This is a genomic window from Streptomyces griseorubiginosus (assembly GCF_036345115.1).
In the GTDB taxonomy this organism is placed as follows: domain Bacteria; phylum Actinomycetota; class Actinomycetes; order Streptomycetales; family Streptomycetaceae; genus Streptomyces; species Streptomyces griseorubiginosus_C.
The window spans coordinates 217725-231044 of sequence record NZ_CP107766.1; the positions used below are offsets into that span (position 1 = coordinate 217725).

A 13320-nucleotide genomic window follows, 5' to 3' on the forward strand; every position below is an offset into this window, starting at 1 on the left:
CGTGGGCATCCTCGACGACAAGGTCGCCATCGTGACCGGCGGTGGCCGGGGCCTGGGCCGGGCGCACTGCCTGGCGCTCGCCGAGGCCGGCGCGACCGTGGTCGTGAACGACCTCGGCTCGGGCGTACACGGCGAGCGCACCGGGGACTCCCCCGCCGACGACGTGGTCGCGGAGATCATCAAGCTCGGCGGCCGGGCCGTCGCCAACCATGCGTCGGTCACCGACTGGGCGGCCACCGAGACGATGGTGGCGGACACGGTCGCCGAGTTCGGCCGCCTGGACGTCATCGTCAACAACGCGGGCATCGTGCGCGACCGGATGCTGTTCTCGATGAGCGAGGCCGAGTTCGACTCGGTGATCGCGGTCCATCTCAAGGGCACGTTCGCGCTCACCCGGCACGCGTGCGCGTACTGGCGCGAGGCCGCCAAGCGCGGTGAGCGCGTGACCGGCCGCGTCATCAACACGACGTCCGGGACCGGCCTGTTCGGCAACCAGGGCCAGTCCAACTACGGTGCCGCGAAGGCCGGAATCGCCGGGCTCACCGTCCTGACCGCCCTGGAGATGAGCAAGTACGGCGTCACCGCCAACGCCATCTCGCCGATCGCGGCAACCCGGATGACGGACGGACTGGCCGTCGGCGAGAACCTCCGGGCCACCGGCGCCTTCGATCCGCGCGATCCCGCCAACGCCTCGGGAGTCGTCGTCTACCTCGCCTCCGACAGCGCGGCCTGGCTGACCGGCCAGGTCCTGCGCATCGAGGGCAACCGGCTGAACCGGTTGCAGGGCTGGACCGTCGCCGCGGTCCACCCGAGCGAGTCGGGACAGGCCCTCACCTACGACGAACTCGTGGACGCCGTACCGCGGTTGTACGGTGTCGCACCGGCGGGCCGGGCCACCGGAGTGGGCCAGTGAAGGGCCATGACGCCGCCGCGCTCGTCCTGCGGGGCACGCTCGGCCCGATGCTCTTCGCCCACGGCTGGAACAAGGTCGCGGGGCCGGGTGGTCTCAAGGGCACCACGGGATGGTTCGAGGCGCTCGGCCTCAGACCGGCCCAGGTACACGCGCGGATGGCCGCCGGTACCGAGATGGCGGCCGGGATCGGCATCACCCTGGGTGCGGCCAACCCCCTCCCCGCGGCCGCCGCCGTCGGCCTCATGACCGTGGCCGCGCGCACCGACCACCGGGGCAAGGGCTTCTTCGTCTTCAAGGGCGGCTGGGAGTACCTCGGTGTGGTGGGCGGCGCGGCCGTCGCGCTGGCGGGACTGGGCCACGGCAGGTACTCCCTCGACGGGCTGCTGCGCCGGCAACGCGCGGGCGTCGGGCCCGCGTTGCTGGCGGCGGGACTCGGTACGGCGAGCGCGGCGGCACTGCTGGCCGTCTGCTACCGGCCCGAGCGCACGCCGGACGGACCCCCTACCGTCGCGCCCCCGACCGACTCGCCCTCACCGGGCGAGACACAAGTGGATCACTAGGCAAGGGAGTCGACATGGACGCGGCTGACTTCAGCGACGTGCTGTCCGAGGTCCGGCGTTTCGTCAGGGACCGAGTCGTGCCGCTCGAGGCGGAGATCGACGAGAAGGACGAGATGCCCGCGGACATCCGCGAGGCGGCCAAGAAGATGGGCCTGTTCGGCTTCGCGCTGCCCGAGGAGTACGGCGGCCTTGGGCTCTCGATGTACGAAGAGACCCAGCTGATGTTCGAACTCGGTTACACGACACCGTCGTTGCGCTCGATGTTCGGGACGAACAACGGCATCGCCGGGCACGTCCTGATGGTCGGCGGGACGGAGGACCAGAAGGCGCAGTGGCTGCCGAGGATCGCCTCGGGCGAGGTGCTGGCGTCGTTCGCGCTCACCGAGCCGGACGCGGGCTCCGACCCCTCGACGCTCACCACGAAGGCGTATCTCGACGGCGACGAGTGGGTGATCAACGGTGCCAAGCGGTACATCACCAACGCCCCGCTCGCCGACGTCTTCATGGTCTTCGCCCGCACCGACCCCGACGCCCCGCGCACCCGCGGCATCTCGACGTTCCTGGTCCCCGCCGGTACCCCCGGGCTGACCGTGGCCCCCCGGGACCACAAGATGGGCCAGCTGGGCGCGTGGACGGCGGACGTGTTCTTCGACGACGTACGGGTGCCGGCCGCCGCGCTGGTCGGCGGCGCGGACGGGCTCAACCGGGGGTTCTCCACCGCGATGGGCTGCATCGCGCACGGGCGGGTGCACATCTCCGCGCTGATGGTCGGGATGGCCGAGCGCCTGGTCGACGAGTCGGTCGCGTACGCGAGCACCCGCAGGCAGTCCGGCCGTCTCATCGGCTCCTTCCAGCTCGTCCAGGGCCTCATCGCGGACTCGCAGACCGACTACTACGCCGGCCGGGCCACCGTCCTGGAGGCCGCGCGCGCCTTCGACGCCGGGACGGACACCAAGGTCGGCCCGTCGTGTGCGAAGTACTTCGCGAGCGAGATGGTGTGCCGGGTCGCCGACCGCGCGGTCCAGGTCCACGGCGGCGCGGGCTACATGCGCGGGGTCGCGGTCGAGCGGTTCTACCGGGACGCCCGCCTGTTCCGCATCTACGAGGGCACCAGCCAGATCCAGCAGGTCATCATCGCGAAGGCCCTGCTGGGCGAGGCGGCACGCGGCTGAGCTCGTCCTCGTGGACTCGCGGTCACGCGGTCACGCGGTCACGCGGATCGGGAGAGCTGTTCACGCACCCACGCGGGATCGGGGTTGACGTGGGGCCGGCCGGCCACGACGACGGTCGGCACGGTCTCGTCGCCGTCGTTGACCGCCCGCACCGCCGCCGCGCCCTCGGGGTCGCGCCAGATGTCGACCCAGTGCGCCCGGCGGGCTCGGCGGCCCAACCGCATGCGCAGCCGGAGGCAGTACGCACAGCCCGGCCGCCAGAACACGATCGGCCGACCGTCGGCCGCGCTACGGCGTCGCGCCTCCGCAGCATCGATCGACCTGGGGAAGACCAGGGGCGAGTTCACCGCCGCGAGCAGCATGAACAGCAGCAGGAGTACCGCGGCGGTGCCGACGTCTCCGCCGAGGAGCAGCGCGACCGCGAGGCCTGTGCCGCAGAGCAGGAACAGGATCGAGGGGAGCCAGCCGCGCGTCATGAGCACGAAGGCTAGGCGACGCGCCGGAACATCCCACGGACGGGGTCGCCGAGAGGGCCCCGGGGACGTCCGAAGCCCCGGGGCCCTCTCGACGGCTCGGTCGTCAGATGCCGAGCCGGTCCAGCAGCCGTTCGTGATAGACCGCCGGGCCGCCGAAGAGCAGCTGGGAGGACTTGGCCCGCCGGAAGTAGAGGTGGGCCGGGTGCTCCCAGGTGAAGCCGATACCGCCGTGGACCTGGATGCTCTCCATGGCGGCGAACATGTACGCCTTGGAGCAGCTCGCGTGCGCGACCGCCGAGGCCACCGGGAAGGCGGCGGAGCCCTCGGCGGCCAGCAGCGCGGCCTCCCGTGAGGCGGCCTCGGCGAGTTCGACCTGGACGAGCATGTCCGCGCACTTGTGCTTGACGGCCTGGAAGGAGCCGATGGGCCGGCCGAACTGGTACCGGGTGCGGGCGTACTCCGCGCTCATCTCCAGGCACCGGCGCGCCCCGCCCGACTGCTCGGCGGCAAGCCCCACGGAGGCGATGTCGAGGACGTCGGCCATGATGCGCCCGCCCGCGCCTTCCGCGCCGAGGACCGTAGCGGGCACGGCGTCGAACGTGAGCCGGGCCATCGCTCTGGTGGCGTCCAGGGTCCGCATCGCCTCGGCGGCCACTCCGGGGGCCGTTCGGTCCACCGCGAAGAACGTGGGTCCGGCGACGGTGCGGGCGACGACGAGGATCAGGTCGGCCGTGGTGCCGTCGATGACGAAGCTCTTGTGGCCGCTTATCCTCCAGCCGCCGTCCCCGTCCGGGATCGCGCGGGCGGAGATCAGGGCGGGGTCCCAGGACCCGGTTTCCTCGGCGACCGCGAGGGTGGCGGTGGTCCGCCCTGCGGCGATGCCGGGCAGATGGCGTGCGCAGGCCTCGCGGTCTCCCGTGGCCAGCAGCGCCTGGACCGCCAGGACGACGGTGGCGAAGAAGGGGGCGCAGAACAGGGCGCGGCCCATCTCCTCCAGTACGACGCCGAGTTCGACCGGTCCGAAGCCGTCGCCGCCGTACTCCTCGGGGATGGCCAGGGCCGGCAGGCGCAGCTGGTCGGCGGCCTGCGCCCATACGTCCGGGTCGAAGCGGGGCTCGCTTTCGAGGAGCTTGCGTACGGCCTCCTCGGAGGACTTCGCTTCGAGGAACTCCCTGACGGACGAGCGGAGTTCTTTCAGTCCGCTCTCGTCGGCGCTCATGCGCGTGCCTCCTTGGGCAGACCGAGGACCCGCTCGGCGAGGATGTTCTTCATGATCTCCTCGGTGCCGCCGAGGATGCGCAACGCCGGTGTGGCCAAGAGGAGTTCGGACCAGGAGTACATGCCCCAGCGGCCGGTGTCGGCGATGATGCGCGGCCCGAGGCACTCGGACACGAAGTGGGCGGCGCGGGTGAGGTTCTGGCCGTACATCAGCTTGGCGACGGACCGCTCGGGGCCGGGGGCGATGCCGGCCCGAAGGGTGCGCTGGGCGCGGTCGTTGAGGTAGCCGGTGGCCATCGCGTCCACGAGGAGTTCGGCGAGGCGTCCGCGCAGGGCGCGGTCGTCCCAGGTCCAGGTGGCGCGCATGAGGGCCGAGAGGTGGTCCGGGGACAGGGCGGCGGCCACGGGCCCCGCGCCTTCGCTGCCGACCGTGTTGCGCTCGTTCATCAGGGTGGTCAGGGCGACCGTCCAGCCGCCGTCGACCTCGCCGAGCCGGTGGTCGTCGGGGATGCGGACGTCGGTGAGGAAGACCTCGTTGAAGTCGGCGCCGCCGGTCATCTGACGCAGCGGGCGGACCTCTACGCCGGGGGCGTCCATGGGGACCAGGAAGGCGGTGATGCCCCGGTGCTTGGGCGCGTCGGGGTCGGTGCGGGTCAGGGCGAGGCCGATCTGGCTGTGCTGGGCGACCGACGTCCACACCTTCTGCCCGTTGAGCACCCAGTCGTCGCCCTCGCGGACGGCCCGGGTCGCCACGGCCGCCAGGTCGGATCCGGCGCCGGGCTCGCTGAACAGCTGGCAGGCGATGGCGTCGCCGCGGTACATCGCGGGCAACCAGCGTTCGCGCAGGGCGGGTTGGGCGTGGGCGAGGATCGTCGGTCCGATCATGCCGAGGCCGACCACGCCGAGGACTCCGGTGTCCGGGACGTCGTACTCGGACTCGATGCTGTCGTAGAGCAGGTCGTGGACGGGGGTCAGGCCCCGGCCGCCGTACTCGGGCGGGCCGGTGATCCAGCCGAAGCCGTTCTCGTGGCGGGTGCGCTGCCACGCGCGCGCCCGCCGCACCTGCTCCGCCTCCTCCTCGGGCGGGAGGCTGCTGAAGTACGCCATCGAGTCGTCGCCCTCGCCCCAGGTGACGGCGGCCCGATCGGCTGCCTTCGCCGCGTGGGCGTCGAGGAAGCGGCGCGCCTCGGCGGCGAAGTCCCGCATGTCATCCGATTCCATCGCGTTCGCTCCGCTGTCAGGTCGAGAGGATCGTCACCGCCGACGCGCCGGGCGCGCCGTACAGGTGGGTGTAGCCGACGCGGGGGGTGCCGGGGATCTGCCGCTCCCCCGCCGCACCGCGGAGCTGGAGGACGATCTCGTGGATCTGCCGGAGGCCCGATGCGCCGATGGGCTCGCCGTTGCCGAGGAGTCCGCCGTCGGTGTTGACGGGGAGCCGGCCGCCGATCGCGGTGGCGCCCTCGGCGATGAGGCGTTCCTGCTCGCCGTCCTTGCAGAGGCCGTTCTCCGCCATGTGGATGACCTCCGACCCGGCGTCGGTGTCCTGGAGCTGGGCGACGTCGACGTCCTCCGGGCCGATGCCCGCGCTTTCGTAGGCCGCCCGGGAGGCGTCCACCGTGGGGCTGTCGACGACCTCACCGACCGGGAACGAGGGGCTCTGCACCTCGAAGGCGCCGAGTCGGCGGCTGCGCAGGGCGGTGGCACGTACCCGTACCGGCTTCCCGGTGTACTTGTGGGCCTGGTCGGCGCGGCACAGCACGATCGCCGCGGCGCCCTCGTTCGGGCCGCAGTACATGAACTGGCGCAGCGGGTAGTTGAGCACCGGGGAGGCCAGGACCTCCTCCGGGGTGAGGGGGGTGCGGCGCCAGGCCTTCTCGTTGGCGGCCGCGTTGCCGAAGTTCTTGGAGGCCACCCGGGCGAGGGTCTCGTGCGAGATGCCGTGCTCGTGCATATAGCGGTTGATCTTCATGCCGAAGAAGTGGGTGGTGAGGAACAGGCCGGTCTGCCCGTACCAGGAGGGGATACCGGCCACGGACGGGTCGGCCGCGAAGGCGCCGCGCGGGTGTTTGTCGAGGCCGATCGCGATGGTCAGGTCGTGCTCGCCGGTCTCGATGGCGCGGGCGGCCAGTGCGACGGCCGTACCGGCGGTGGCGCAGCCGTTGAACACCCCGCGCAGCGGGATGCCGGTCAGACCGAGTCGTCCCACGATGGCGTCCGGGTTGGCGACCTCGTAGCTGCCGATGTAACCGCCCTGGATCTGCGGCCAGTTGACGCCCGCGTCGGCGAGCGCGAGCCGTACCGCGTCCGCGCCCATGTCCAGCGCCGGTTTCCCGGGGAAGCGCCCGAAGGGGTGGAGCCCCACTCCGATGATGACGGCCTCGGTCACGATGTCTCCTCCTCAGCCGGGGTGAACGCGAACGTGACGACCTCGGTGCCGTCGTCCCGGACGGTGTAGGGCACGAGCGTCAGCCGCATGGGCTGGCCGATGCGCAGCTTGTCCGGGTCGGGTTCGGTGAGCCGGGCCTCGACCAGCAGTTCGCCGGGGAGTTCGACGTAGCCGACCGCGTAGGGCTCGAAGGCCTCGGGTCCGTCGTACGGCGGGGACGGCGGGCGGAAGTCCTGGGTGGTGTACGTCCACAGGGTGCCGCGGTCGGCGAGCAGCCGCCGCTTCGACTCCGTGCTCGCACACCGCACGCAGGCGGGGGCGGCCGGGAAGCTGACCAGACCGCAGTCGGCGCATTCGGAGCCGATGAGCCGCAGCGGGTTGTCGTCCCCGGGCGGCCAGGTGAACAGGTCCTCGGCAACCGGGAGTTGTTCCGTACGAGTGGTCATCTCAGGCCCCGTTCCGGTTGCCGAGGGCGTCGGCGTTGGGTGCCGCCTTGGCCACCAGGTTCGGGACGACCGAGGACAGCTCCTCGGGGGTCCAGCGGTTCTCGGAACCCACACCGGGGCCGTTGACCCAGCCCTCCAGCACGGTGATCCGGTTGCCGACGACGCCGAAGACCCGGCCGGTGACCTCGCGCGAGGCGGCCGAGCCGAGCCACACCACGAGCGGCGAGATGGCCTCCGGGGTGAGGTCCTGGCTCTGTGCGGCCTGCCGCATCATCTCGATGTCCTCGGTCAGCCGGGTGAGCGCGGTGGGCGCGATGGCGTTCACCGTCACGCCGTAGCGGGCGAGTTCGGCGGCGGCGATGATCGTGAGGCTCGCGAGGCCGGCCTTGGCGGAGCCGTAGTTGGACTGTCCGGGGTTGCCGAAGATGCCGGACGGGGAGGTCGTGTTGATCACCCGGGCGTCGTTGGCGTGACCGGCCTTGGCGCGCTCGCGCCAGTGGGCGGCCGCGTGGTGCAGGGTGGCGAAGCTGCCCTTGAGGTGGACGGCGAGCACGCTGTCCCAGTCCTGCTCGGTCATCGACACGATCATCCGGTCGCGCAGGATGCCCGCGTTGTTGACCAGCACGTCCAGGCCGCCGTAGGTGTCCACGGCCTGCCGGACGAGACGGCCCGCGCCGTCCCAGGTGGAGATGTCGTCCGTGTTGGCCACGGCCTCGCCGCCGGCCGCGACGATCTCGTCCACCACGGTCTGCGCGGGTCCGGCCGAGGAGCCCCCGCCGTCGCGTGCGCCGCCCAGGTCGTTGACCACGACCTTCGCCCCGTGTGCGGCGAAGGCCAGGGCATGGGCCCGGCCGATGCCGTTGCCGGCTCCGGTGACGACCGCGATCCGGCCTTCGACCACTCCTTCAGACATGCTCGATTCCTCCATCGGAAAGGTCAGTTGGCCTCGGCGAGCAGAACTCGCGGGTCGTCGCTGCCGCACCCGCAGCGGCCCGTGACGAGGCGTCCGGTGATGCCGAGCGGTGTCTCGGGCAGGAGTGAGGTGCGCCGCTCCCCCGCGGCCACGGTCAGCTGTCCGTCCCGCTCGCCGAACCGCCATTCGGCGGCGTTGACATGTGCGCCCTTGCGTTCGGGGCACTCCAGTGCGAGAGCCGGTCCCACCGCCGAGATCACGGAGGCGGTCACTCCCGCCGCGCGCAGGACGGGTACGGCGGCGGGGCGGGCCAGCACGACGGGCGTGGACCGGAACATCTCGCCGATGTCGGCGGTGCCGGAGAGCCCTTCCAGTGTCTGGGCCGACAGGCCGATCACCGCGTGCGGGGTCAGTTCGCGGTGGAAGACCGCGGTGCGGCGGTGATCCCAGCCCATCGCCTCGGCGATGCCGTACGGCACCTTCAGGGCGCGCAGGGCGCCGACCACCGCGAGTCCCCAGAACCCCTCGAAGCCGGAGGCCGTCAGCAGGGCCCGCTGTCCGGCGGCGAGGCCGTGTTCCCGCAGCCGTGCGGTGGCCCACTCGGTGTCGCGGGCGAGTTCCGCCCAGGTGAGCTCCAGGTCCCGGACGCCGTGGGCGGTGGAAAAGCGCAGGAGGTAGGCGAGTTCGGGGTGGTCGAGCCTCCTGGCGCGGGCCAGGGTGTCGGCGCGGGCCATCAGGTCCTCACCACCCGGGGGAACTTGGCGACGCTGGTCATGGTCTTCAACAGGTCCTCCTCGGTGCGCATGTCGAGCACCGGCTTGACTCCGGTCCGCTCGCGCACGGCCTCGCTCAGGCGTCCGGCCAGGGCGTCCACGTCGCCGGTGAGTTGGGGGTCGTAGCCGACGCGCAGCCGCAGTTCGTCGACCTCGCGCCGGTCCCGGACGATCTGGAAGACGCCCGCCACGGTCTCCGGCTGGTCCTCGACCGCCTGCCAGATGTCCCGCAGCACGACGGAGCGTCCCTGGACGACCGTCTCGTCGCCGCGCCGCCCGGCCACCCACATACGGGCGTGCGTGCGGCCGCAGCCGCAGGTGTCGCGGGAGAGGCGGACGAGGTCCTCGCTGCGGTAACGGACCAGCGGTGCGGCCCGGTTGTCCAGGTCGGTGGCGACCAGTTCGCCGAGATCGCTCTCGGGGACGTCCCGCCAGGCGTGCCCGTCGACCTCGACGCACTCGGCGAAGACGGTGTCCTCCCACAGGTGGAAGCCGTCGTGCTCACGGCACTCCCAGGCGGTGCCGGTGTCCGCGGCGCTGGTGTACTCGTAGACGTCGATGCCCCAGTCGTCGCGGATCCGCTCGCGCATCCTGCGGCTCAGCGGCTGGCCGGCGCAGGAGGCGCCCTTGAGGGAGGAGAAGGCTTCCCTGAGATCGGTCTTCTCCGCCAGGTGTTCCAGCTCCACCATCTGCGGATACATCATCTGCAGGTAGGCGGGCCGGTAGGTGCGCAGGGCCTCGACGACCTCGGGCATGTTGCCCATCCAGGTGTCGATCTCGATGACCACCGCGCCCAGCGCCTGGAAGCCGGCGTCCATGAAGTTCCGGAAGGTGCCGGGCGGGCTCAGGACCCGGTCGCCGGGCCTGAGGCCCAGCTCCCACAGGTCCCGTACCTGTGCGGTCACCAGGGGCGGGGCGTCCTGCCAGATCTCGGCGAAGAACTCCGGGTCGCCGGTGGTACCGGAACTGGAGGAGACCGAGGTCAGCTCCTCGACCGGGACGCACAGCAGGCCGGCGAAGGGGTCGCCGGTGCGGCTCCGGTAGGCGCGGATCATGTCCTTGGTGATGAACGGGACGCGCGCCCGGAAGTCCTCCAGCGAGCGGATGTCCCGCGGGTGGGTGCCGTGCTCGTCCCACAGCTCGCGGTAGAAGGCCGAGTTGGCGTAGGCGTACTCCACGAGCTCCAGGAGCCGTTCCTCCTGCCGCGCGCGCAGTTCCTCGCGCGGCATGGTCTCCACCTGGGGCTCGAAGTACCTGTCAGCGGTGTCCCTGTCACCGACCATGGCGCCTCCTCGCGGCTCAGTGCCCAGATCTTCCAGCTATCAGCGCAATCAGTCAACCAATTCGACGGATTGACCTCATGACTCGCGCTCCATCGATCTATATAGTTAACTATTAACACTCATTCAACCACAGGAGGGCCGTCGTGAAGATCGTTGTCTGTGTGAAGCACGTGCCCGACGCCACGGCGGACCGCACCTTCACCGAGGACGGCACCACCGACCGGGCGTCGGTCGACTCGCTGCTGTCCGAACTCGACGAGTACGCCGTCGAGCAGGCGCTGCGCCTGGCCGAGTCGGACGCCGACGCCGAGATCTGCTGTCTCACCGTCGGACCCGAGGACGCGCGCGACGCCCTGCGCAAGGCCCTTGCCATGGGCGGCGACGCGGCCGTCCACGTCAGCGACGAGGACATCGAGGGCAGTGACGTGTTCGGTACGTCACTGGTGCTGGCCAAGGCGATCGAGCGGCACGGCTTCGATCTCGTGCTGTGCGGGATGGCCTCGACGGACGGCACCATGGGCGTGCTGCCCGCGCTGCTGGCCGAGCGGCTCGGCGTCCCGGCCGTCACCCACCTCGAAGAGCTGGCGGTCGAGAACGGAACGGTCACCGGGCGCCGCGAGGGGGACGGCGCCACCGTACGGATCCAGGGCGCCCTGCCGGCCGTGGTCTCGGTGACCGACCGCTCGGGGGACGCCCGTTACCCCTCCTTCAAGGGGATCATGGCCGCGAAGAAGAAGCCGGTGGAGACCCTCGGTCTCTCCGACCTGGGCATCGAGGCCGCAGAAGTCGGCCGAGCCGGGGCGCGGTCCGCCGTGGACACCGCCACCCGGCGCCCGCCGCGCACCAAGGGCGAGATCGTCGCCGACGAGGGGACGGGCGGCATCGGGCTGGCCGCGTTCCTCACGGCCAAGAAGTTCGTCTGACCGCACCCGCTCTCACCGCACCCCGCCCGCCCGCACCCCGCCCCGAAACAGCCGACTGAAGGAGTTGCCTCACCGTGGCCGAGATCCTCGTCCTCGTCGACCACGTCGACGGTGCCGTACGCAAGCCGACCCTCGAACTGCTCACCCTGGCCCGCCGATTGGGCGAGCCCTCGGCCCTCCTCCTGGGGTCGGGCGCGGACAGCGCGACCGAGGTGCTCGCCCGGTACGGCGCCCGGAAGGTCTACGTCGTGGACGCCCCCGAGGTCGACGAGTACCTCGTCACCCCGGCCGTGGACGCCCTCACCCAGCTCGCCGAGCGCACCGGCCCGGCCGCGATCCTGCTGCCGTCCGGATCGGACGGCAAGGAGATCGCCGCGAGGGTCGCGCTGCGGCTCGGCTCCGGACTCATCACCGACGCCGTGGATGTCACCGCGGGGCCCGAAGGACCGGTCACCGAGCAGTCGGCGTTCGCCGCGACCTACCAGGTCACCGCGCACGTCACCCAGGGCGTGCCGGTGATCACGGTCAAGCCGAACGCCGCCGTCCCCGAACCCGCCCCCGTCGAACCCGTCGTCGAGAAGCCGGACGTCACCTTCGGCCCGGCCTCGCACGCCGTCCGCGTCCTGTCCCGCACACCGCGCGAGCGTGGCGAGCGGCCCGAGCTGACCGAGGCCGACATCGTCGTCTCCGGCGGCCGCGGGGTGAACGGCGCCGAGAACTTCGCCCTCATCGAACGGGTCGCCGACGCGCTCGGTGCGGCCGTCGGGGCGTCCCGCGCGGCCGTGGACGCCGGCTGGTATCCGCACAGCCACCAGGTCGGCCAGACCGGCACCCAGGTCTCCCCGCAGCTCTACCTCGCCGCCGGCATCTCCGGCGCGATCCAGCACCGGGCGGGCATGCAGACGTCCAAGACCATCGTCGCCGTCAACAAGGACGCCGACGCACCGATCTTCGAGCTCGCCGACCACGGCGTCGTCGGGGACCTCTTCACGGTGCTGCCCCAGCTGGTGGAAGAGATCGAGCGGCGCCGGAGCTGATCTCTCCCGGGCCGGCCTTCCCTTCAGCCATCCATACAATTAAAATAGCTGACTGATTACAACCATTGAGCTCGTACTGTCGAGCTTGTATCCGTCGAGCTTGCAACCGTGACCCGAAGGAGCGTCATGACGAAGATCTGGGTCAACTCCGGGGACTCCCATGTGATGGAGCCCGCGGACGTGTGGACCGAGCGGCTGCCCGCGCGGCTGGGCGCACGGGCGCCGCGCAGTGAGCGCGGCGAGAAGTACGAGATGCTCTACATCGACGGCGAGCGCATCGACCGCCAGCTCGGCGACTTCATGGACGCGATGCGCCCGCCGGGCGCCTGGGACCTGAAGGTCCGGCTCAAGGACCTCGACCAGGAGGGCGTCTGGTCCCAACTGGCCTTTCCCTCCATGGGGTTCTGGCTGGTGTCGATCACCGACCGCGAGCTGGCCCGGGAGACCGTCCGGGCGTGGAACGACTGGGCGTACGACGAGATCCTCAGCAAGAACAAGCGGGTGATCACCACCGCCTGTGTCTCGACGGCCGACATCGGTGACGCGGTGGCCGAACTGGAGCGGGCGGCCGAGATGGGCTTCAAGGCGGTCTTCCTGCCGTGCTCGACCCGGGAGGGCGAGGAGTACGCCCTCGACCGCTGGGAACCGCTGTGGACCGCGGCCGAGCGGGCGGGCATGGTGCTGGGCTTCCACATCGGCACGGGCGGCCAGAACGTCGTCTTCCGCGGTCCCGGCGGCGCGGTCGTCAACTACATGGAGACGACCTACCCGGGCATGCGGGTGGTGTCCCACCTGGTCGCCGGCGGCGCGCTCGACCGGCACCCGGACCTCAGGATCCTGATCGCGGAGGGCGGCGCGGGCTGGGTGCCGGCCATCGGTGACCGGATGGACGAGGCCTACCGCCAGCACGGCATGTTCGTCCGGCCGAAGCTGAGCCGACTGCCCAGCGAGATCATCCGGCAGCAGGTGTACGCCTCCTTCCAGCACGACAAGAGCTCGGTGGAGATCGTCGAGTCGACCGGCTACCGCAATGTGATGTGGGGCGACGACTACCCCCATCTGGAGGGCACTTACGGCCACACCCAGTCCACGCTGCACGACCTGTTCGACGGCGTGTCCGACGACATTCGCGACCGCGTCACGCGTGGCACCTTCAACGAGCTGTTCGGTCTGCCGGACCAGACTCCCCAGGAGGCGGCCGTCTGAGCGGCGCCGACGGA

At 71.3% G+C, this 13320-nt stretch carries 14 protein-coding genes; 6 read left to right on the forward strand and 8 right to left on the reverse strand.

Translation table 11 applies throughout. From position 1 onward, the window contains the following. Window position 1 precedes the first annotated feature (1 nt). From OHN19_RS01015 to OHN19_RS01025, 3 genes are read left to right on the forward strand one after another with little or no spacing between them, the layout of a single operon-like run. On the forward strand, window positions 2–913 hold the full coding sequence (locus OHN19_RS01015) for an SDR family NAD(P)-dependent oxidoreductase (protein WP_330262229.1): 912 nt from the start codon (window positions 2–4) through the stop codon (window positions 911–913). Continuing rightward, window positions 910–1473 carry a DoxX family protein gene (locus tag OHN19_RS01020; RefSeq protein ID WP_330262230.1) on the forward strand — a complete coding sequence of 188 codons (564 nt, stop codon included), beginning with the start codon at window positions 910–912 and terminating at the stop codon, window positions 1471–1473. Before OHN19_RS01015 ends, OHN19_RS01020 begins: the two co-directional genes overlap by 4 nt. 14 nt (window positions 1474–1487) lie before the next feature. Further along, window positions 1488–2645 carry an acyl-CoA dehydrogenase family protein gene (locus OHN19_RS01025; RefSeq protein WP_330262231.1) on the forward strand — a complete coding sequence of 386 codons (1158 nt, stop codon included), beginning with the start codon at window positions 1488–1490 and terminating at the stop codon, window positions 2643–2645. Between the two features lie 38 nt (window positions 2646–2683). Here OHN19_RS01025 and OHN19_RS01030 read toward each other — a convergent pair whose 3' ends face one another. From OHN19_RS01030 to OHN19_RS01065, 8 genes are all read right to left on the reverse strand, one after another. After that, complete coding sequence (locus tag OHN19_RS01030) at window positions 2684–3121, reverse strand: glutaredoxin domain-containing protein (protein ID WP_330262232.1); 438 nt, start codon at window positions 3119–3121, stop codon at window positions 2684–2686. Between the two features lie 103 nt (window positions 3122–3224). Beyond that, entirely contained in the window at window positions 3225–4340 is a 1116-nt protein-coding gene (locus OHN19_RS01035; RefSeq protein ID WP_330262233.1) for an acyl-CoA dehydrogenase family protein, read from the reverse strand. Beyond that, entirely contained in the window at window positions 4337–5560 is a 1224-nt protein-coding gene (locus tag OHN19_RS01040; RefSeq protein WP_330262234.1) for an acyl-CoA dehydrogenase family protein, read from the reverse strand. The genes OHN19_RS01035 and OHN19_RS01040 overlap by 4 nt, the downstream gene beginning before the upstream one ends. A 16-nt stretch (window positions 5561–5576) precedes the next feature. After that, window positions 5577–6725: a thiolase family protein gene (locus OHN19_RS01045; RefSeq protein ID WP_330262235.1), complete on the reverse strand. Its 1149-nt coding sequence runs from the start codon at window positions 6723–6725 to the stop codon at window positions 5577–5579. Then, window positions 6722–7171 carry a Zn-ribbon domain-containing OB-fold protein gene (locus OHN19_RS01050; protein WP_330262236.1) on the reverse strand — a complete coding sequence of 150 codons (450 nt, stop codon included), beginning with the start codon at window positions 7169–7171 and terminating at the stop codon, window positions 6722–6724. The genes OHN19_RS01045 and OHN19_RS01050 overlap by 4 nt, the downstream gene beginning before the upstream one ends. 1 nt (window position 7172) lies before the next feature. Further along, a complete protein-coding gene (locus tag OHN19_RS01055; protein WP_330262237.1) occupies window positions 7173–8084 on the reverse strand; it encodes an SDR family oxidoreductase in 912 nt (303 codons plus the stop codon). 23 nt (window positions 8085–8107) lie between these two features. Continuing rightward, on the reverse strand, window positions 8108–8818 hold the full coding sequence (locus OHN19_RS01060; RefSeq protein ID WP_330262238.1) for a hypothetical protein: 711 nt from the start codon (window positions 8816–8818) through the stop codon (window positions 8108–8110). Beyond that, the gene (locus OHN19_RS01065) at window positions 8818–10140 is read right to left on the reverse strand and encodes a phenylacetate--CoA ligase family protein (protein WP_330262239.1); all 1323 of its coding nucleotides are present in this window, start codon (window positions 10138–10140) and stop codon (window positions 8818–8820) included. Before OHN19_RS01065 ends, OHN19_RS01060 begins: the two co-directional genes overlap by 1 nt. 161 nt (window positions 10141–10301) lie before the next feature. Between OHN19_RS01065 and OHN19_RS01070 the strand changes: the two genes are divergently transcribed. From OHN19_RS01070 to OHN19_RS01080, 3 genes are all read left to right on the forward strand, one after another. Beyond that, the gene (locus OHN19_RS01070) at window positions 10302–11063 is read left to right on the forward strand and encodes an electron transfer flavoprotein subunit beta/FixA family protein (protein WP_330269501.1); all 762 of its coding nucleotides are present in this window, start codon (window positions 10302–10304) and stop codon (window positions 11061–11063) included. Window positions 11064–11137: 74 nt separating this feature from the next. Beyond that, the gene (locus OHN19_RS01075; protein ID WP_330262240.1) at window positions 11138–12100 is read left to right on the forward strand and encodes an electron transfer flavoprotein subunit alpha/FixB family protein; all 963 of its coding nucleotides are present in this window, start codon (window positions 11138–11140) and stop codon (window positions 12098–12100) included. A 126-nt stretch (window positions 12101–12226) separates the two neighbouring features. Further along, window positions 12227–13306, forward strand: coding sequence for an amidohydrolase family protein (locus tag OHN19_RS01080; RefSeq protein WP_330262241.1), 1080 nt, complete (start codon window positions 12227–12229; stop codon window positions 13304–13306). Window positions 13307–13320 lie beyond the last annotated feature (14 nt).